Consider the following 18,243-nt stretch of genomic DNA (forward strand, 5'->3'; position numbering starts at 1 on the left):
GTAAATAAATGATATAGTTTTAGCTAGACAGAGTGAGATTAGAAAAATTGCTTACATGAATGGTAGGTGTAGCCAAGTTTTGGTTATAGAAAATAGAGTGTATGTGTTATAATAAGTTTTATGAATTAGAAAACAAGGGTGATTTTTTGTGTGTGACATCTACGGAGGGTATGCGGGTATAAAAGAGAAATTGATGGAGAAATTACGCCATCCTTATTTTATAAACTATATTGAAGAACCATTTATTGATGAAGAAAAGATAGCATTGTTATATGGTGCTTTAAAGAGTGCAAACTTACATATAGAACAAATTGAGCATTACGTAGTAACGATTATGCTTGTGCAAATTGCGCTTGATACGCATGAAAAGGTATCAAATAAAGCAGGCGAGGAAGCGATTGAATCGCATAAATGTCGTCAATTAACAGTACTTGCAGGCGATTACTATAGTGGACTATATTATTATTTATTGTCTATGAATCGTGATATTGTTTTAATTCGTGCACTTGCTGAAGGAATTAAAGAGATAAATGAACACAAAATTATGTTATACCAAAAAGCGCATGAAACGACGGATGACATAATGAAAAGCGTAGTAACGATTGAGTCTGCGCTCCTTCAAAAAACATGTGATCATTTTCATTTATCACATTGGAAGCCATTTATCACATACGTATTAGGTGGAAATCGTCTTCAAAAAGAAATTCAATTGTATGCTGATAAACAACATTCACCTGTTTTTCAAGCGATGCAAGATGCTTTAGGGGATAAAGCAGAAGTAGTGATTAATAGTTTGATGATGGAATTGAGAAAGAAAGAAAAACAATTTTTAGAAAATCACATAGACATTAATGAAATAAATTCTGTGTTAAGGGATAAATAGAAGACATAAGCAATTTTACATTGGAAGAAGGTACGAGCATGCAACAATCAAAAGAAGAAAGAGTACATGACGTATTTGAAAAGATTTCTGATAAATACGATGTGATGAATTCTGTAATTAGTTTTCAAAGACATAAAGCGTGGCGTAAAGAAACGATGCGAATTATGGATGTACAACCAGGTAGTCAAGCGCTTGATGTATGCTGTGGAACCGCAGATTGGACAATTGCGCTAGCTGGAGCGGTAGGTGAACAAGGAAAGGTTGTTGGCTTAGACTTCAGTGAAAATATGTTATCTGTCGGTAAGCAAAAGGTAGAGGCGTTACAATTAAAACAAGTAGAACTTCTACATGGGAATGCAATGGAACTTCCATTTGAAGATAATACGTTTGATTATGTGACGATTGGGTTTGGTTTACGTAACGTACCGGATTATATGCACGTATTAAAAGAAATGACACGTGTAGTAAAACCAGGTGGAAAAGTAATCTGTTTAGAAACATCTCAACCAACAATGATTGGTTTTCGACAAGGGTATATTTTATACTTTAAATATATCATGCCGTTATTTGGAAAGATGTTTGCGAAAAGTTATAAAGAATATTCATGGCTTCAAGAATCTGCTAGTACGTTCCCAGGGATGAAAGAACTGGCTCAAATGTTTGAGCAAGCTGGACTTGAACGTGTGCAAGTAAAACCATTTACTTTTGGGGTAGCAGCGATGCATTTAGGTATTAAACCAGAATCAAAATAGAAAAAAGAAGTTTTAGGTTAAGGTGAACAATATGAAGTTACAACTTATGTACTCTTTTTTACGATCGGATATTAATGTGATAGAAAAAGAATTAAAAAAGACAGTCGCTTCTGAACAGCCATTAGTAGAAGAGGCAGCATTACAGCTTATTGAAGCTGGTGGGAAGCGAATTCGTCCTGTATTTGTGTTGCTTGCAGGGAAATTTGGAGATTATAAGTTAGATGCAATTAAGCATGTTGCTGTTGCGTTAGAACTTATTCATATGGCTTCTCTTGTTCACGATGATGTTATTGATGCTGCATTTTTACGACGCGGCAGTGCGACTGTGAATGCAAAATGGGGAGATCGTATTGCGATGTATACAGGGGACTATCTGTTCGCTAAGTCTCTTGAATGTATAACAAATATCGAAATTCCAGAGGCACATCAAGCGTTATCGCATACTATTTTAGAAGTCTGTAAAGGTGAAATTGAACAAATTAAAGATAAATACAATTATGACCAAAATTTAAGAACGTATTTAAGAAGAATAAAGCGAAAAACAGCATTATTAATTGCCGCGAGTTGTCAATTGGGAGCGATTGCTGCTGGTGCTAATCGTGATACGGTAAATCGTCTATTTTGGTATGGGTATTTTGTAGGAATGTCTTATCAAATTATTGATGACATTTTAGACTTCGTTTCTACAGAAGAGAAACTTGGAAAACCTGCTGGTGGAGATTTACTACAAGGGAATATTACACTTCCTGCTTTATATGCGATGGAAGATCCCGTACTTCGTCAGAAAATCACATCTGTACATGAAAATTCAACAGCAAGTGAAATGCAAGAAATTATTGATGCTGTAAAAAATAGTACAGCAATTGATCAAGCATTTGCGTTTAGTGAACGTTATTTACATAAAGCTTTAGAAATAATAAAACCACTCCCACGTGGACAAGCAAAGTACGCATTACAAAATGTTGCAAAGTATATTGGAAAACGAAAATTTTAATGTTTATTCTAAAAAATAAAATAATCTCTCTATTTCAAAACTATTGCACAATTGTGATAAGGGTGATAATATGTGTGTGGGGATATACAATTACATACATAATTCAGAAGTGGAGAGATTTTTTATGGAAAAAACATTTCTAATGGTAAAACCAGACGGTGTACAACGTGCCTTCATTGGGGAAATTGTAGCTCGTTTTGAGAAAAAAGGCTTTCAATTAGTTGGTGCAAAATTAATGCAAGTCACTCCGGAAATTGCTGGACAACACTACGCTGAGCATAAGGAAAAACCTTTCTTTGGTGAGTTAGTAGACTTTATTACATCTGGACCTGTGTTCGCAATGGTATGGCAAGGTGAAGGTGTAGTAGATACAGCGCGTAACATGATGGGGAAAACAAGACCACATGAAGCAGCTCCTGGAACAATTCGTGGAGATTTCGGTGTAACTGTTGCGAAAAACATTATCCATGGTTCTGATTCTTTAGAAAGCGCAGAGCGCGAGATTGCTATTTTCTTTAAAGAAGAAGAATTAGTTGACTACTCAAAATTAATGAATGAATGGATTTACTAATTATTTTGAAATAATTTGTAAACGCTTTAATCACTGTGATAATAGTAAAAAGTGCAAGAAGAATACCCCTATTCTTCTTGCACTTTTTTTATTTTCAATTAGTTACGAAGTTTGAGCTGTTATGATATATTGATATTTAAATTAGGCCTATCGGAAATATAGAATAAGAAAATGGTCGATATATGATATAATTTCTTTAATATTTTTAGAATGATAAAAGTTAATATAGTGAGATAAATACATATACGAAAAGAGGAATAACGTATGCGATATATTACAGCTGGTGAATCTCATGGTCCGCAACTTACAACAATTATAGAGGGTGTTCCAGCAGGATTGTCTTTAGTAGCGGATGATATAAACGAAGAGTTAGCTAGAAGGCAAAAGGGGTATGGGCGTGGTAGACGCATGCAAATTGAAACGGATCAAGTGCAAATTTTAAGTGGTGTTAGACATGGAGAAACATTAGGTTCCCCTATTGCACTCGTTGTTGAAAATCGTGATTTTGCCCATTGGATAAAAGTTATGGGTGCAGAACCTTTAACGAAACAAGAAGAAAAAGAGATGAAAAGGAAAGTGACAAAACCAAGGCCTGGGCATGCTGATTTAAATGGTGCAATTAAATATGGTCATAGAGATATGAGGAATGTACTGGAACGTTCGTCAGCGCGCGAAACGACGGTGCGTGTTGCTGCTGGTGCGGTTGCTAAAAAGGTGTTAGCAGAACTTGGTATTAAAGTGGCGGGCCATGTAATTGAAATTGGCGGTGTACAAGCTAAGGAGGTTACGTATAGTTCAATTGAAGAATTAAAGAGTATTACAGAAGCATCTCCTGTACGTTGCTTAGATGACGAAGCTGGTAACCAAATGATGAAAGCGATTGATGATGCGAAAGCAAATGGTGATTCAATTGGTGGAATCGTTGAAGTAATTGTGGAAGGAATGCCAATTGGAGTAGGTAGCTACGTGCATTATGATCGAAAACTGGATGCGAAATTAGCAGCTGCAATTATGAGTATTAATGCTTTTAAAGGTGTCGAGATTGGAATTGGTTTTGAAGCAGCGCATAGACCGGGAAGTGAAGTTCATGATGAAATTCTATGGAATGAGGAGCATGGATATACAAAAAGAACAAATAATGCAGGTGGATTGGAAGGTGGTATGACGACTGGAATGCCAATTGTTGTGCGCGGTGTGATGAAACCGATACCTACACTTTATAAACCTCTTCAAAGTGTAGATATTGATACGAAAGAGCCTTTTACAGCGAGCATTGAACGTTCAGATAGTTGTGCAGTACCAGCAGCTAGTGTCGTTGCAGAAGCGGTTGTGGCTTGGGAATTAGCAACAGCTTTAATAGAACAATTCGGATTAGATCGTATGGAACTGATTCGTGAAAATATTGAGAAACATAATGAATATGCGAGGGGATTTTAATGGGAAACATACATATTCAAACGAAATCAAAAGAATATGATGTACATGTTGGTAAAGAAGCGTTGTCACACTTAACAATGATCGTTCAAAATATGCAGCCAGCTGTATCTAACGTAATGATCATTTCAGATGAAGCTGTTGCATCACTACATTTACAGACAGTTATCGATGCATTACAAGTGGAGCAGGACGTGTTTTCGTTTGTTGTACCAAGTGGCGAAAAAGAGAAGTCTTTCGAAAATTTCTATGCGGCTCATACGTCAGCTCTTGAAAATAAATTAGATAGAAATTCTTTAATTCTTGCACTGGGAGGCGGAATGATTGGAGATTTAGCTGGTTTTGTTGCTGCATCGTTTATGCGTGGTATTCGCTTTGTGCAGGTTCCGACGACTTTATTAGCGCACGATAGCGCAGTAGGTGGGAAAGTAGCGATTAATCATCCGTTAGGTAAAAATATGATTGGTGCATTCCATCAGCCAGAAGCAGTTGTATATCATACACCGTTTTTACAGTCTCTTCCTAAAAAAGAGTGGCGTTCAGGTTATGCAGAGGTGATAAAGCATGCTCTTATTGGTGATGTGGAGCTATATCATTGGTTAAAAGAAGAAGTGCAAACATTAGCGGATCTTCGTGATGAGAAGTTAATCCATATATTAACGAAGGCGATTCCTGTAAAGGCAAATGTTGTATCACAAGATGAAACAGAGAAGGGTGTACGTGCCCATTTGAACTTTGGACATACGTTAGGACATGCTCTTGAAAAAGAGCTAGGGTATGGAAATATTACTCACGGTGACGGCGTAGCGGTTGGAATGTTATTCGCCATATTTTTAAGTGAGCAAGTGTACAAGGTTAATCTTGCTTATGAAGATATGAAGCAGTGGTTCTTGAAATACGGCTATCCAAAAATGCCAAGAGATTTGAATGTAGAGCGCCTCGTTCAATTGATGAAACAAGATAAGAAAGCAAATGCAGGAGCAATTCATATGGTGCTTATGCAGGAATATGGGGTAGTGAATGTCGTATCTATTTCAGATGAGACTGTTCATATTGCGTTAGAGGCATTTCAAAAAGATATGGTTTAAAATGATAGCGAAGTGTTGTGAAGTGCTCATTTAGAGGTATTCTCGTAATAGTGACGGTTATGATAAAAGATTACAGTAAGGGGCTATAACTGTATTGTAATCAAATTGAATGAAATGACTGGGGGAAGAAAAATGAGAGTGAAAGAGCAATTGTTAACTTTGAGAGCATATGTACCTGGGAAAAACATTGAAGAAGTAAAAAGGGAATATGGATTATCGAAAATTGTGAAATTAGCATCGAACGAAAATCCATTCGGTTGCTCAGCGCGTGTGACAGAAGCATTAACTTCTTTAGCGAGCCAATATGCCCTTTATCCAGATGGATATGCCTTTGAACTTCGGACAAAAGTAGCGGAACATTTAGGTGTAAAAGCAGAACAACTACTATTTGGTAGTGGATTAGATGAAGTCATTCAAATGATTAGCCGAGCGTTACTACATGAAGGAACAAACGTTGTAATGGCGAATCCTACGTTTTCACAATATCATCACCATGCTGTTATTGAAGGAGCAGAAGTTCGTGAAGTATCACTTAAAGATGGTATTCACGATTTAGATGCAATGCTAGAGCAAGTAGATGATAAAACGAAAATTGTATGGATTTGTAATCCGAATAATCCGACAGGTACATATGTTGAGAAACAAAAATTACTTTCATTTTTAGAATCGGTTCCTAAGTCGGCTCTCGTTATTATGGACGAAGCATATTATGAATACGCGGAAGCAGAAGACTATCCGCAAACATTACCACTTCTTGAAAAGTATGAAAATCTTATGGTTTTACGCACGTTTTCAAAAGCATATGGTTTAGCTGCTTTTCGTATTGGATATGCGATTGGGGATGCGAAGTTAATCGGACAGCTAGAAGTAGCAAGGTTACCATTCAATACATCAACTGTAGCGCAATCTGTAGCACTCGCTGCATTAGAAGATCAAGCCTTTTTACAAGATTGTGTGAAAAAGAATGCTGAAGGTCTAAATCAGTATTATGCATTTTGTAAAGAATATAACGTATTCTATTATCCATCTCAAACAAATTTCATTTTCTTAAAACTTGGTATACCGGGTAATGAAGCTTTCGAACGATTAATGAAAAAAGGATATATCGTTCGTTCTGGTGCTGCATTTGGTATCGATGATGGTATTCGTATTACTGTCGGTTTGAAAGAAGAAAATGATGAAATTATAGAGTTGCTGAAAGAGCTTGTAAATGAGCAAGTACAGAAAGAAGAAACATATTCTTAAGAGATTGTGAAGGCTCCTATTATAGGAGCCTTTTTTATCGTATTAAAAATAAAGGTTGAAGACTGGTAATTAAGTTGTTCTGTAAATCACGGTTTGTATGGCTTGATAATTAGTGAGAGAAGTTATTTGCACGGTCATAAAAGAAAGCGGTACAATAGAAGATGATGATAAGGTATCGGTGTCATATCCGAACCTTTTGAACAATTACCTACTCTGTAAGAAGAAGTATAAGAAGAAGCATGCTCATTCTAAAGGTTGCGTTCTAACAGTGAGTTGCTTATGATAAAGTGAAACTTTAATCAGTGGGGGGATGTTTATCCCCCGCTGATTATTAGTTGAACCAATCGGGCTTTTACGGGCAGTTGATCCCCAAACTAACTTCTTTGCCTTAGCTGAATTTTGAGGTGGGGGTCTTACTGCCCGTTAATAGCGGGGTAAATGAACAGAAGAGAATATTTTTTAGAATTAAAGGAGACGTTTATGCAAAAGTTTGAACAAGTTGTTTCATATATTGAAAATGGTGAAGCGGAAAAAGGATTACAATTATTAAAAGAACAATTAAAAATTGCAAATGATGAAGAGAAGTATGATATCGCTCGTTACTATCATACACTTGGATTTACAGATGAGGCATTAGCGATTACTGAAGACTTACGTTTACTGTATCCGGAAGAAAGTGAATTCACTGTATTTTTAGCAGAATTATATATTGATCTAGATAAAGAAGATGAAGCGATTGAAGTACTTCATGATATTCCAGAAAATGACGATTTATATGTTCAATCTTTATTACTTGTTGCAGATTTATTCCAAATGCAAGGTTTTGATGATGTAGCAGAGCAAAAACTATTAAAGGCGAAAGAAATGATGCCTGATGAACCTGTTATTACGTTTGGGTTAGCAGAATTATATAGTAGTAAAGGTGAAGAACAAAAGGCAATTACTTATTATGAATCGCTATTAGCGGAACATAAAGTAATGGGTGGTGTTGTAATCGCACTTCGTCTTGCAGAAACGTTAAGTGCGATTGGAAACTGGGAAGAGGCGATTTCTTATTATGAAGCAGGCCTAGAGGAACAAAAAGATATTCACTCATTATTTGGATATGCCTTCACATTATACCAAGGTGAAGAATATCAGAGAGCAATCGGTGCTTGGCAAGAACTAAAAGAATTAGACCCTGAGTACGCATCACTGTACATGTATTTAGCGAAAAGCTATGAAAAAGAAGGAATGCTTCAAGAAAGCTATGAAACGCTTCATGAAGGAATTAAAGTAGATGAGCTTTCAGTTCCGTTTTATGTAGAGTTAGCGAACATTGCGGCGAAATTAGGAAAAATAGTAGAAGCAGAGGAAGTTCTTCAAAAAGCACTTGAGTTAGATCCAGGGCATTTAGGCGCAACATTAAAATATGCGTATATCTTAAAAGAACAAGAAAAGTACGAAGATTTAATTGCAATTGTAGAGCGTGCTATTGATAGTGGAGAACCAGATACACAACTACTTTGGGACCTTGCGTATGCAAAAAAACAATTAGAAATGTATTCGGATGCATTAAAACACTATGAAAGTGCATATACTTCTTTTAAGAATCATCCAGACTTCTTAGAAGAATACGGTTATTTCTTATTGGAAGAAGGAAAGCGAAAAGAGGCGAAAGAAGTATTTACCCAGTTATTACAACTAGACCCGACACAAATTCATATTGAAGAGTTGTTATATAATTTAGAGGATTTTTCATAAGTTGGAAGGAAACTGAATGCCGCTTCTTGAATCTAAAAAGAAAAGAGAAAGACAGAGGAGGGACTTAATTGCTATGAATACCCCTGTTTCTGTAAACGAGAAGAAGGATTTTGTAAAATGGTTTTTGAATAATTACCAACTGAAACAGCGTGAATGTGTATGGATTCTGAATTATTTAATGAGTCACGACCAATTGATGCATAAAGTCCACTTCGTAGAGCATGCAAAATATTGTCCGCGTGGCTTAGTGATGTCAGCGAATTGTGTGAAAGACACACCGTTTCACTTTTTTAAACAAAATGTTATGACAACAGATGCTGAAAAATCGTTTCATGATATTCGTTTAAATCGAGATGAGGATATTTATATTCAACTCAACTTTAAATCATCGTTTCAAAATGCGAATTATGTAGCTGTATTAGAAGAAAACCCATATCTACCAAAGCATATTGAAGTAAATGAAAAAGATCGTTTACTTGCAGAAAGGTTTTTGGAAGAAAGTGTATTTTCGTTTAGAAGAGAACGCCTTTTGAAACAAATTGATGAAGCGTTAGATAAGCAAGATAAGGAAGCGTTTCATAGATTAACGGCAGAGTTAAAAACTTTATAGAATGTATTTGGATTAATATTTTTACAAATTTCAGACTTTTATCAAGAAAAACTACCTATATTGGGTAGTTTTTCTTTTTTTACCTCTTTTAGTATGGTTTAATATATATAAAGTGAAAGTTCTGTCATTTGTAAATGAAGGGGGGAAGAAATTTGAAATGGATTGTAAAAGATGTGGAACAGTTTGAGCAAGCAAGAGAGTATGTTGATACAGGAGTAATACCGCTTTTATCAATTTCGGCAGCGAAAGAAATAAAAATGGTTGTAGAACAAGGTGAATTTATCGAATTGTTGAGTATGGAATTGGAAAGAGAGTATAAAGGAAGAGTGCTTTTACTGCCTGCTTTTACGTATTTAGTAGAAAGTCAAAAGAATGAAAAAGGTCGTTTGCAAGAATGGACAAATCATTTACGAAGAGAAGGTTTTAAGCATATTGCTTATGTTACAAGTGATTTTTCATGGAAAGAGGATATACAAGAGTTACAGGGAGATTTATTTTGGTTTCCTTCATTAGCATTAGAACAATTTAGTGATCAAGCAAAGAGAGAAGTTATTCATGCACATATAAAAAATATAATGGTGATGTTGGAAGAGAAGTGGGGAAACTCGCAATAAACAGAAAGTTCTTATTATTATGAGTAGTATGATATTGACCTGTGCATGAGCGTATTATATCATGATAGTGTCCTAGTTTTTATTTTTTATATAATTTATCACGAGGGGACAATTTCTGATAGAGGGGGGAAATTTTCGTGAGCGAGAAAGAACATCGCGTGTCAAGAAGACAATTTTTAAATTACACACTCACAGGGGTAGGAGGCTTTATGGCTGCCGGTATTTTAATGCCGATGACGCGATTTGCGCTTGATCCGGTGTTAAGAAAAGAAGCCGGAACAGATATGGTTGCTGTTGCGCAAGTAAAGGATATTACAACAGAGCCGAAGCGTTTCGATTTTAAAGTGAAGCAGGTTGATGGTTGGTACAAGTCTGAAGAACCAAAATCGGCTTGGGTTCATAAAGATGAAAGCGGAGACATTGTTGCGTTCTCTCCAGTATGTAAACATTTAGGATGTACAGTTAACTGGAATTCGGACAAAGCACATCCGAATCAATTCTTTTGCCCATGTCACGGGGGGCGTTATACAAAAGATGGGATGAACATTAAGGGTACGCCACCCCTTGCTCCGCTTGATGTGTACGAGTCTAAAGTGAAAGATGGAACGCTGTATCTAGGAAAAGCAAAGCCAAGAGGGGGTGCAAAGTAGATGTTAAATAAAATTTATGATTGGGTAGATGAAAGATTAGATATTACACCAATATGGCGTGATATCGCTGATCATGAAGTACCTGAACATGTAAACCCGGCACATCACTTTTCTGCATTCGTCTATTGCTTTGGAGGACTTACCTTTTTCGTTACTGTAATTCAAATTTTATCTGGAATGTTTTTGACGATGTATTATGTGCCTGATATTAAAAATGCTTGGGAATCCGTTTACTATTTACAAAATGAAGTTGCTTATGGGCAAATTGTTCGTGGTATGCACCACTGGGGTGCTAGTCTCGTAATTGTAATGATGTTTTTACATACACTCAGAGTTTTCTTCCAAGGTGCGTATAAAAAGCCCCGTGAGTTAAATTGGATTGTTGGTGTTCTTATTTTCTTTGTTATGTTAGGTCTTGGTTTTACCGGATATTTATTACCGTGGGATATGAAAGCTTTATTTGCTACAAAAGTAGGGATTCAAATTGCAGAGCAAACACCGCTCATTGGTCCTTATATTAAAACATTACTCGCTGGTCATTCCGAAATTGTTGGCGCTCAAACATTAACTCGCTTCTTTGCTATTCACGTCTTCTTCTTACCAGCAGCACTTCTAGGTTTAATGGCCTTCCACTTCATCATGATTCGCAAACAAGGTATTTCCGGTCCACTATAAGAGATTGCTAAATTAAAGGGGAAAGAACTAAAGGAGGGAGATTATGCATCGCGGCAAAGGGATGAAGTTTGTAGGAGATTCTCGGGTACCAGTAGCTTGGAAACCAAATATTCCAAAAGACTATTCTGAATACCCAGGGAAAACAGAAGCATTTTGGCCGAACTTCTTGTTAAAAGAATGGATGGTTGGTGCAGTTTTTTTAATCGGTTATTTATGTTTAACAGTGGCGCATCCGTCGCCACTTGAGAGAATGGCGGATCCAACAGATGCTGGATATATACCACTTCCAGATTGGTATTTCTTATTCTTGTATCAGTTATTAAAGTATTCTTATGCTTCCGGTTCATTTACTGTAATTGGAGCGTTTATTATGCCAGGGATTGCGTTTGGTGCATTACTGTTAGCTCCATTTCTTGATCGAGGTCCAGAAAGACGTCCATTGAAGCGTCCTGTAGCAACTGGATTTATGCTTTTAGCAATTGCATCGATTATCTTTTTAACTTGGGAATCTGTAGCACACCACGACTGGGAAGCTGCAAAGAAACAAGGAGCAATTGTAAAAACAGCGCCAGTTGATAAAAATGATGATGGCTATAAATTAATGCAAAAAAATACTTGTTTAACATGTCATGGTGACAACTTACAGGGCGGGGCGGCAGCACCAGCACTGCAAAACTTAACTTTAAAGCCAGAAGAAATTGCTAAAATTGCGAAAGATGGAAAAGGTTCCATGCCTAAAGGTGTATTTAAAGGTACAGATGAGGAACTGAAGAAGCTTTCGGAATTCGTTGCAAAGTATAATAAAAAATAATAAAAAGCTGACTACAAAATTTGTAGTCAGCTTTTGTATTTAGTTGGATGAAGTTTGTTATAATAGAGTAGGATTTAGTGAATGAATTACTTTGCTTGAAAGGTGTTGGACATACAGATTGGTGTACTTGTATGCAATGTTAAGACAACGCTCGGTATTATTATTTTTATTGGTTGTTAACATATTAGGTACAATTTACGGGTTTATATGGTACGGAAATCAATTGAAAGAAACGTCACCTATATTTTGGCCGTTTGTACCAGATAGTCCTATGGCGAGTCTCTTTTTTGTCTTTGTTTTAATTGCTTTTTTGACAAAGAGAAACTGGGGATTAATAGAAGCGCTAGCGATTGTTACTTTAATAAAATATGGTATTTGGGCTGTTGTTGTAAATGCGATTATGATTTACGTAAAAGGTCCTATTGGCCTTATGGGCTACATGTTAATGCTTTCGCACTTTGCGATGGCGGTGCAAGGTGTTTTATATGCTCCATTTTACCGTATAAAAAAATGGCATTTTATAGTAGCGGGTGTGTGGACGTTGCATAACGATGCAATTGATTATTTATTTTGGCAAATGCCGCGATATGGAATTATGCATTTGTTTGTAGAGGAAATTGGTTATTTTACGTTTTGGTTAAGCGTTGCTGTACTATGTATTACATATTATTGTTGCTTACGTGAGCACAGGAAACAATTTTCTTTATGATGGTTAGAACATTTAGGGGGAGAACATGGAGAAAAATAAGAGTGGTACAAAAATATTGGATCGATTGATTACTTTAATTGTTTCATATAGCATAGCATTTTCTATTTTTGCACTTGCAACAACGGCAGTTGTGTATGGAAAATGGCTGTATTATTTTGAAATTGATTTTTTAAATATTCCTGATTTAGCGGATATGACGAAGGATGAAATTAAAAGAAATTACGATGTGCTTATTACATATTTATCCCCGTTTTATGACGGAGCATTACATTTGCCAACATTAGATATGTCTACAAATGGCCGTATTCATTTTGTAGATGTTAAAAATATTTTAGTAAAGATTCAATATGTGATGTATGCGACAATTATGATTGCAGTGATAGGCGGAATTTATTTATTAAAAAAGAAAAATGAAAAGTTTTTACTGCACGGATCGATTTTAACAATCATTTTTCCGATAGCGCTTATGTTACCAATCGCTATTAATTTTGAAAAGAGCTTTGTATTATTCCATAAGCTTTTATTCAGTAATGATTATTGGATGTTTGATATTGAAACGGATCCAGTTATATTAATGCTACCAGAGGAGTTCTTTATGCATGCTGCGTGTGCTATTTTATTATTCATTTTAGGTGGTAGTATACTTTGTTATAGTTTATATAGATATTTCGTAAAAAAGAAAAGGATGTCAAAGAAAAAATTCTCTGCTTAAAGAGAATTTTTTCTTTGTAAAACGATAATATATTTTTCGGTTCAGTTCTGTTCTATTCTTGTCCCAATTAACATATTTTGTACTAGTAGTTATAGGGGGGACCGGGATGAAGAGAACATTAATTGGATTGATAGCATTTCTAATTATAATGTTTCCATTACGTATATATGCTGAAGAGTGGAATGAGCTAACAGGGTTGTTAGATGACTCGTTACAGTTAGTGAAGCGTAATGAAGATGAAAAAGCAGTACAAGTATTACAACTTTTCTCAGAGCAATTTTTAATCAAGGGGAATGAAAAGAAGCAGGAAGTAACACCAGATCAAGTTAGAGTTATTTCTTTAGCTTACGACAAGGCGCAACAATCGCTCTTTGAAGAAGGTTTAGGTAAGCAAGTTAAAATGGATAATGTGCTGGCATTACAACTTGCTGTTGATGCGCAAGTATCGAAATATCAACCGCTTTGGATGGAAAGAGAAAGAAAAGTAATGGATGCCTTTTCTCAAATGGAAAAAGCGATGGAAAAAGAAGATGTTGGGCAGTTTCAACAAACGTTAAATACATTTTTAAATGAATTCAATATTATTTATCCAAGCTTAATGATTGCTTTGCCAGAAAACGAGGTACAGCGTGTAAATGCTCATTTATCTTATTTGGATGAATTTCGTAACGTTATGTTAAAAACGAAAGGCGGCCAAATGCAATTAGGGATTATTAAAGGGGATTTGCAAAAGATATTTCACACAGTAAAAAAGGATGAAATTGCACCCTCTCTCATTTGGTTTATGACAATTACTGGGGGACTTATTTTATTCACATTAACTTATGTTGGATGGAGAAAGTATAAAGGAGAGAGAGAGAAAAGAAAAAGTAATGTACATTCTAAAAATAGATAATGTAATAAGTAAAGATATGGATTGTAAGGCTTATTTATTGACAATAGTGGCAGAAGAAAATAGAATGAGAAGTACTATAATTAAAACTTCAATGGAGGTTCATGATGTTTTATTTAATTTACTTCGCGATCATAATGATCATACCGTTGTATGCACAGTCAAGAGTACGTAGTGCCTATAGCAAGTATTCACAAGTTTATTCAACATCAGGTATGACAGGAGCGGAAGTGGCTCGAAAAATTTTAGATGAAAATGGATTATACAACGTAGCTGTAGAAGAAACACCAGGTCATTTATCAGACCATTATGATCCAACCGCTAAGACGGTTCGATTATCAACAGATAACTATTATGGACATTCAGTTGCTGGTACGGCAGTTGCAGCACATGAAGTAGGACACGCAATTCAAGATGCAAAAGATTACAAATTTATGCGCGTTCGTCATTCGTTAGTGCCAGTTGCAAACTTTGGTTCGAATATGTCTTGGGTTTTCGTCCTAATCGGTATATTTGCACAAATGTCTGGTTTGTTGTTATTAGGTATCATTCTAATGGCAGCAGGTGTTGTGTTCCAGCTCGTTACATTACCAGTTGAGTTTGATGCGTCAAAGCGTGCGATGCAACAAATTGAAGCGTTAGGTATTGTATCAACAGATGAATATGGCCAAGCTCGTAAAGTATTAAATGCGGCAGCATTAACATATGTAGCAGCTGCAGCTGTAGCGGTATTTGAATTATTACGTCTCGTATTAATGTATACTGGTATGCAGCGTAGCGACGACTAAAGACTATCAATTTTGATAGTCTTTTTTTGTTGTGTGGCTTGAATTATATAATGTATTGCAAATAGAAATAATAGAAGTAATGTGGAAAGGCGGTGGGGGGAAATGAAATATCCAGACCATTTAGTAAAACAAGTGAAAGAGCGTAGTGCTCCTTATCAACTAGAAGGTTTTTTAAGTGGACAAGGCCCTGAAAATCCCAAATTTATGTTGTTAGGAGAAGCGCCTGGTGAAACAGAAATTCATAATGGGATTCCGTTTAGCGGGAGGGCGGGAAAACAATTAATGGTTTTTTTAGAGCGTATTCACGTTACAAGGGAAGAAGTATATATTACGAGCGCTGTTCGGAGTAGACCTTATAAATGGCGAGAGAAAAAAGAACGAAATGGTGAAATCATACAAAAAAAGTATAATAGAACGCCAAATCAAGGAGAAATAGTTGCCCATGCGCCTTTATTAGATTATGAATTAGAGAAAATAAATCCGAAGCTTATCGTCACGCTTGGAAATATCGGTCTTCAACGTTTAACAGGAAAAAATAAAAAAATCACAGATGTACATGGGCAATTATTAAAACAGCCCATTCAAAAATTAAAGGATATGCAAAGTGCAGAGTTTATATGGTCAGAGAATGAATATCATGTTTTTCCAACTTTTCATCCAGCTTCTATTTTTTATAATCGGAGTTTATTGGAGCTTATTTATGAGGATTTGGAGAAGCTTAAAAGACTTGTAATAAAAAACTAGAAAAGCTAAGGTGCTTTTCTAGTTACATTTAATTATGTAAAGGGTTTTTATTTTCATCTAACGTAAATCCTTCACCAACTACATCATGTACATCACTTACAGCGACAAAAGCATGAGGATCTACAGACGTAATAATATTTTTTAATTTCACGATTTCATTTTTAGCAACAACGCAATACAATACGTTACGTTCCACTTTTGTATACGATCCAACGGCTTTTAAAAAGGTTGCTCCGCGCTCCATTTCAGATAAAATTTTGGCAGCAATTTCATCGTTTTTCTCTGAGATAATAGTCGCTCCTTTTGCAGCATAAGCCCCTTCTTGCATAAAATCAATGACTTTAGCACCGATAAAAACAGCAACTAGCGTATACATGCCCTCGCGGTATGATAAATAGGTAAGAATAGAGACTACGATAACGACAGCATCAAACATAAACATTGTTTTTCCCATACTCCAGCCAACATATTTGTGAGCTAGTCGTGCGATAATATCTACACCGCCAGTAGTCCCGCCATATTTAAATATTATTCCAAGGCCGATACCGATAAATGCCCCGGCGAATAAAGCTGCGAGTGTCATATCATTTTGCAAGTTTAAATGTAAGTTGAGCACTTCGTAACGCTGGAAAATCCATAGAAATAAAGATACGCTAAAGGTGCCGATTAATGTATATAAAAATGTCGTTCTGCCAAGTAACCTCCAACCAATAAAAAATATAGGGATATTTAAAATTAAGTTTGAGTAGGAAGGATCAAACTTAAATAAAAAATACAATAATAGTGTAATACCAGTAAACCCACCCTCTGCAAGGTGGTTTTCAATATTGATATTGACAATACCGAAAGAAAATATAGCGGAACCGATTAAAATAAAAATAATATTTCGCATCTTCAATTTTGATGTCATATAGAAATCCCCCTAATTATGTAATGATTACATTGCTCCGCTGAAACGGTAAAACATAATAATAAGTAATTTCTAGTTGCTAGTGAAAATAGTAAGAACTCGATTAGTATGGGCTAATCTTTTGCAAAAAGCGCAAAAGAAAGTTTCACTTTATTATAGTCTATCCAAAAAAGGGTCGCAAATAGGTGTTTGGCGGGGAATAATATTTGTCAAATCGCGATGAATTGGCTAACATGAAAGAGGAAGGATTAGAGGTGAATAGTATGGAAGCAAAAACGATGAAAGATATGCAGAAAGAAGTAGATGCATATATTGGTCAGTTTAAAGAAGGTTATTTCAGTCCGCTTGCAATGATGGCTCGTTTAACGGAAGAAATGGGAGAGCTTGCGAGAGAGGTAAATCATTATTATGGTGAGAAACCGAAGAAAACAACTGAAAAAGAAAGAAGTATTGAAGAAGAGCTTGGAGATGTATTATTTGTTATGATTTGTATGGCAAATAGTTTAAATATTGATTTAGAGACAGCACATAACATTGTAATGAATAAATTTAATACACGTGATAAAGATCGCTGGACACGTATTGATGAGGGAGAGAAAGAATAATGAAAGAAATTAAAGTAATTATCGCCGGACCAAGAGGACGTATGGGACATGAAGCAGTCCTTCTTATGGAAAGAACGGAACATTTTAATTTAGTAGCAGCAGTGGATTATAAGCATGGTGGTGAGAAGATTTCTGATTTACCTGGCATGCCAGCATTACATGCACCGATTTACGCTGATTTACATACTTGTTTAGATGAAGTAGAAGCAGATGTGTTGTTAGATTTAACAACACCAGAAGTTGGGAAACAACACGTTACACTTGCAGTTGAGCGTGGACTTCGTTCTGTTATTGGTACAACTGGATTTACAGAAGAAGAATTGGCACGTTTAACAGAGAATGCAAAAGAAAAAGCAGTAGGAACAATTATTGCTCCAAACTTTGCAATTGGTGCAGTTCTTATGATGAAATTCTCACAAATGGCAGCGAAATATTTCCAAGATGTTGAGGTAATTGAATTACATCATGATCAAAAATTAGACGCACCATCTGGTACAGCTGTAAAAACGGTAGAATTAATTCGTCAAAATCGTGAATCAAAGCAGCAAGGTCATCCAAATGAAGTAGAGCAACTAGCAGGTGCACGTGGTGCAAATGTAGACGGTATTCACATTCATAGTGTACGTTTGCCAGGGCTTATTGCACACCAAGAAGTAATGTTTGGTGGAGATGGACAAATGTTAACAGTTCGTCATGATTCATTCAATCGTGCATCATTTATGTCAGGTGTAAAACTATCAATTGAGACAGTAATGAACCTTGATCATCTTGTGTACGGTTTAGAAAATATTATCGACTAAAGGGGAGACAACG

21 protein-coding genes are annotated in these 18,243 nt (G+C 35.9%); 20 read left to right on the top strand and 1 reads right to left on the bottom strand.

Going from position 1 to position 18,243, the window contains the following annotated elements; all coding sequences use genetic code 11:
* Window positions 1-148 precede the first annotated feature (148 nt).
* The 18 genes from NZ044_RS07810 to NZ044_RS07895 all read left to right on the top strand — a co-directional run bounded on the left by NZ044_RS07810 (window position 149) and on the right by NZ044_RS07895 (window position 15,915).
* Window positions 149-883, top strand: coding sequence for a heptaprenyl diphosphate synthase component 1 (locus tag NZ044_RS07810; protein ID WP_340949645.1), 735 nt, complete (start codon window positions 149-151; stop codon window positions 881-883).
* Between the two features lie 38 nt (window positions 884-921).
* Window positions 922-1,635 carry a 2-heptaprenyl-1,4-naphthoquinone methyltransferase gene (gene menG, locus NZ044_RS07815; protein ID WP_001187674.1) on the top strand — a complete coding sequence of 238 codons (714 nt, stop codon included), beginning with the start codon at window positions 922-924 and terminating at the stop codon, window positions 1,633-1,635.
* A 31-nt stretch (window positions 1,636-1,666) separates the two neighbouring features.
* Window positions 1,667-2,629: a heptaprenyl diphosphate synthase component II gene (gene hepT, locus NZ044_RS07820; RefSeq protein WP_000776078.1), complete on the top strand. Its 963-nt coding sequence runs from the start codon at window positions 1,667-1,669 to the stop codon at window positions 2,627-2,629.
* 124 nt (window positions 2,630-2,753) lie between these two features.
* Complete coding sequence (ndk, locus tag NZ044_RS07825) at window positions 2,754-3,200, top strand: nucleoside-diphosphate kinase (RefSeq protein ID WP_000415883.1); 447 nt, start codon at window positions 2,754-2,756, stop codon at window positions 3,198-3,200.
* A gap of 264 nt (window positions 3,201-3,464) precedes the next feature.
* Window positions 3,465-4,637 carry a chorismate synthase gene (gene aroC / locus NZ044_RS07830; protein WP_001269378.1) on the top strand — a complete coding sequence of 391 codons (1,173 nt, stop codon included), beginning with the start codon at window positions 3,465-3,467 and terminating at the stop codon, window positions 4,635-4,637.
* Window positions 4,637-5,722, top strand: a complete 1,086-nt coding sequence (aroB, locus tag NZ044_RS07835; protein ID WP_000526805.1) for a 3-dehydroquinate synthase — start codon at window positions 4,637-4,639, stop codon at window positions 5,720-5,722. Before aroC ends, aroB begins: the two co-directional genes overlap by 1 nt.
* Before the next feature lie 132 nt (window positions 5,723-5,854).
* Window positions 5,855-6,967 (top strand): histidinol-phosphate transaminase, encoded by a 1,113-nt coding sequence (gene hisC, locus NZ044_RS07840; RefSeq protein ID WP_001264022.1) that lies wholly within the window; start codon window positions 5,855-5,857, stop codon window positions 6,965-6,967.
* Between the two features lie 480 nt (window positions 6,968-7,447).
* A complete protein-coding gene (locus NZ044_RS07845) occupies window positions 7,448-8,710 on the top strand; it encodes a tetratricopeptide repeat protein (protein WP_001168695.1) in 1,263 nt (420 codons plus the stop codon).
* 73 nt (window positions 8,711-8,783) lie between these two features.
* A complete protein-coding gene (locus tag NZ044_RS07850) occupies window positions 8,784-9,320 on the top strand; it encodes a ReoY family proteolytic degradation factor (RefSeq protein WP_001095925.1) in 537 nt (178 codons plus the stop codon).
* Window positions 9,321-9,454: 134 nt separating this feature from the next.
* Window positions 9,455-9,934 carry a YpiF family protein gene (locus NZ044_RS07855; protein ID WP_003258820.1) on the top strand — a complete coding sequence of 160 codons (480 nt, stop codon included), beginning with the start codon at window positions 9,455-9,457 and terminating at the stop codon, window positions 9,932-9,934.
* A 137-nt stretch (window positions 9,935-10,071) separates the two neighbouring features.
* A complete protein-coding gene (qcrA, locus tag NZ044_RS07860; protein ID WP_001290420.1) occupies window positions 10,072-10,584 on the top strand; it encodes a menaquinol-cytochrome c reductase iron-sulfur subunit in 513 nt (170 codons plus the stop codon).
* A complete protein-coding gene (qcrB, locus tag NZ044_RS07865; protein ID WP_000932700.1) occupies window positions 10,585-11,259 on the top strand; it encodes a menaquinol-cytochrome c reductase cytochrome b subunit in 675 nt (224 codons plus the stop codon). It begins immediately after the preceding gene.
* A 43-nt stretch (window positions 11,260-11,302) separates the two neighbouring features.
* The gene (qcrC, locus tag NZ044_RS07870) at window positions 11,303-12,070 is read left to right on the top strand and encodes a menaquinol-cytochrome c reductase cytochrome b/c subunit (protein ID WP_340949647.1); all 768 of its coding nucleotides are present in this window, start codon (window positions 11,303-11,305) and stop codon (window positions 12,068-12,070) included.
* A 118-nt stretch (window positions 12,071-12,188) separates the two neighbouring features.
* A complete protein-coding gene (locus NZ044_RS07875) occupies window positions 12,189-12,779 on the top strand; it encodes a DUF1405 domain-containing protein (RefSeq protein ID WP_000262838.1) in 591 nt (196 codons plus the stop codon).
* 25 nt (window positions 12,780-12,804) lie between these two features.
* Entirely contained in the window at window positions 12,805-13,491 is a 687-nt protein-coding gene (lit, locus tag NZ044_RS07880; RefSeq protein ID WP_000414366.1) for a lipoprotein intramolecular transacylase Lit, read from the top strand.
* Between the two features lie 106 nt (window positions 13,492-13,597).
* Window positions 13,598-14,386 (top strand): sporulation protein YpjB, encoded by a 789-nt coding sequence (gene ypjB / locus NZ044_RS07885; RefSeq protein ID WP_044783870.1) that lies wholly within the window; start codon window positions 13,598-13,600, stop codon window positions 14,384-14,386.
* Between the two features lie 101 nt (window positions 14,387-14,487).
* The gene (locus tag NZ044_RS07890; RefSeq protein WP_003258828.1) at window positions 14,488-15,171 is read left to right on the top strand and encodes a zinc metallopeptidase; all 684 of its coding nucleotides are present in this window, start codon (window positions 14,488-14,490) and stop codon (window positions 15,169-15,171) included.
* Window positions 15,172-15,273: 102 nt separating this feature from the next.
* Window positions 15,274-15,915, top strand: coding sequence for a uracil-DNA glycosylase (locus NZ044_RS07895; RefSeq protein ID WP_000876860.1), 642 nt, complete (start codon window positions 15,274-15,276; stop codon window positions 15,913-15,915).
* A gap of 28 nt (window positions 15,916-15,943) precedes the next feature.
* Here the strand turns inward: NZ044_RS07895 and NZ044_RS07900 are convergent, their stop codons facing one another.
* A complete protein-coding gene (locus NZ044_RS07900; RefSeq protein WP_000202121.1) occupies window positions 15,944-16,825 on the bottom strand; it encodes a YitT family protein in 882 nt (293 codons plus the stop codon).
* Between the two features lie 263 nt (window positions 16,826-17,088).
* On the opposite strand from NZ044_RS07900, the gene NZ044_RS07905 reads away from it, so the two are divergent.
* Window positions 17,089-17,430: a nucleotide pyrophosphohydrolase gene (locus tag NZ044_RS07905; RefSeq protein WP_002108639.1), complete on the top strand. Its 342-nt coding sequence runs from the start codon at window positions 17,089-17,091 to the stop codon at window positions 17,428-17,430.
* A complete protein-coding gene (gene dapB, locus NZ044_RS07910; protein ID WP_000658810.1) occupies window positions 17,430-18,230 on the top strand; it encodes a dihydrodipicolinate reductase in 801 nt (266 codons plus the stop codon). Before NZ044_RS07905 ends, dapB begins: the two co-directional genes overlap by 1 nt.
* The last annotated feature ends 13 nt before the right edge of the window (window positions 18,231-18,243 follow it).

It is taken from the genome of Bacillus sp. FSL K6-1338 (assembly GCF_038006965.1).
Taxonomy (GTDB): Bacteria; Bacillota; Bacilli; order Bacillales; family Bacillaceae_G; genus Bacillus_A; species Bacillus_A thuringiensis_S.

Bases quoted from the DNA above. Each gene is read 5' to 3' on its own strand.
- menG (WP_001187674.1), top strand. From the start codon at position 922: ATGCAACAATCAAAAGAAGAAAGAGTACATGACGTATTTGAAAAGATT.
- hepT (WP_000776078.1), top strand. From the start codon at position 1,667: ATGAAGTTACAACTTATGTACTCTTTTTTACGATCGGATATTAATGTG.
- ndk (WP_000415883.1), top strand. From the start codon at position 2,754: ATGGAAAAAACATTTCTAATGGTAAAACCAGACGGTGTACAACGTGCC.
- aroC (WP_001269378.1), top strand. From the start codon at position 3,465: ATGCGATATATTACAGCTGGTGAATCTCATGGTCCGCAACTTACAACA.
- aroB (WP_000526805.1), top strand. From the start codon at position 4,637: ATGGGAAACATACATATTCAAACGAAATCAAAAGAATATGATGTACAT.
- hisC (WP_001264022.1), top strand. From the start codon at position 5,855: ATGAGAGTGAAAGAGCAATTGTTAACTTTGAGAGCATATGTACCTGGG.
- NZ044_RS07845 (WP_001168695.1), top strand. From the start codon at position 7,448: ATGCAAAAGTTTGAACAAGTTGTTTCATATATTGAAAATGGTGAAGCG.
- NZ044_RS07850 (WP_001095925.1), top strand. From the start codon at position 8,784: ATGAATACCCCTGTTTCTGTAAACGAGAAGAAGGATTTTGTAAAATGG.
- NZ044_RS07855 (WP_003258820.1), top strand. From the start codon at position 9,455: ATGAAGGGGGGAAGAAATTTGAAATGGATTGTAAAAGATGTGGAACAG.
- qcrB (WP_000932700.1), top strand. From the start codon at position 10,585: ATGTTAAATAAAATTTATGATTGGGTAGATGAAAGATTAGATATTACA.
- qcrC (WP_340949647.1), top strand. From the start codon at position 11,303: ATGCATCGCGGCAAAGGGATGAAGTTTGTAGGAGATTCTCGGGTACCA.
- lit (WP_000414366.1), top strand. From the start codon at position 12,805: ATGGAGAAAAATAAGAGTGGTACAAAAATATTGGATCGATTGATTACT.
- ypjB (WP_044783870.1), top strand. From the start codon at position 13,598: ATGAAGAGAACATTAATTGGATTGATAGCATTTCTAATTATAATGTTT.
- NZ044_RS07890 (WP_003258828.1), top strand. From the start codon at position 14,488: ATGATGTTTTATTTAATTTACTTCGCGATCATAATGATCATACCGTTG.
- NZ044_RS07895 (WP_000876860.1), top strand. From the start codon at position 15,274: ATGAAATATCCAGACCATTTAGTAAAACAAGTGAAAGAGCGTAGTGCT.
- NZ044_RS07900 (WP_000202121.1), bottom strand. From the start codon at position 16,825: ATGACATCAAAATTGAAGATGCGAAATATTATTTTTATTTTAATCGGT.
- NZ044_RS07905 (WP_002108639.1), top strand. From the start codon at position 17,089: ATGGAAGCAAAAACGATGAAAGATATGCAGAAAGAAGTAGATGCATAT.
- dapB (WP_000658810.1), top strand. From the start codon at position 17,430: ATGAAAGAAATTAAAGTAATTATCGCCGGACCAAGAGGACGTATGGGA.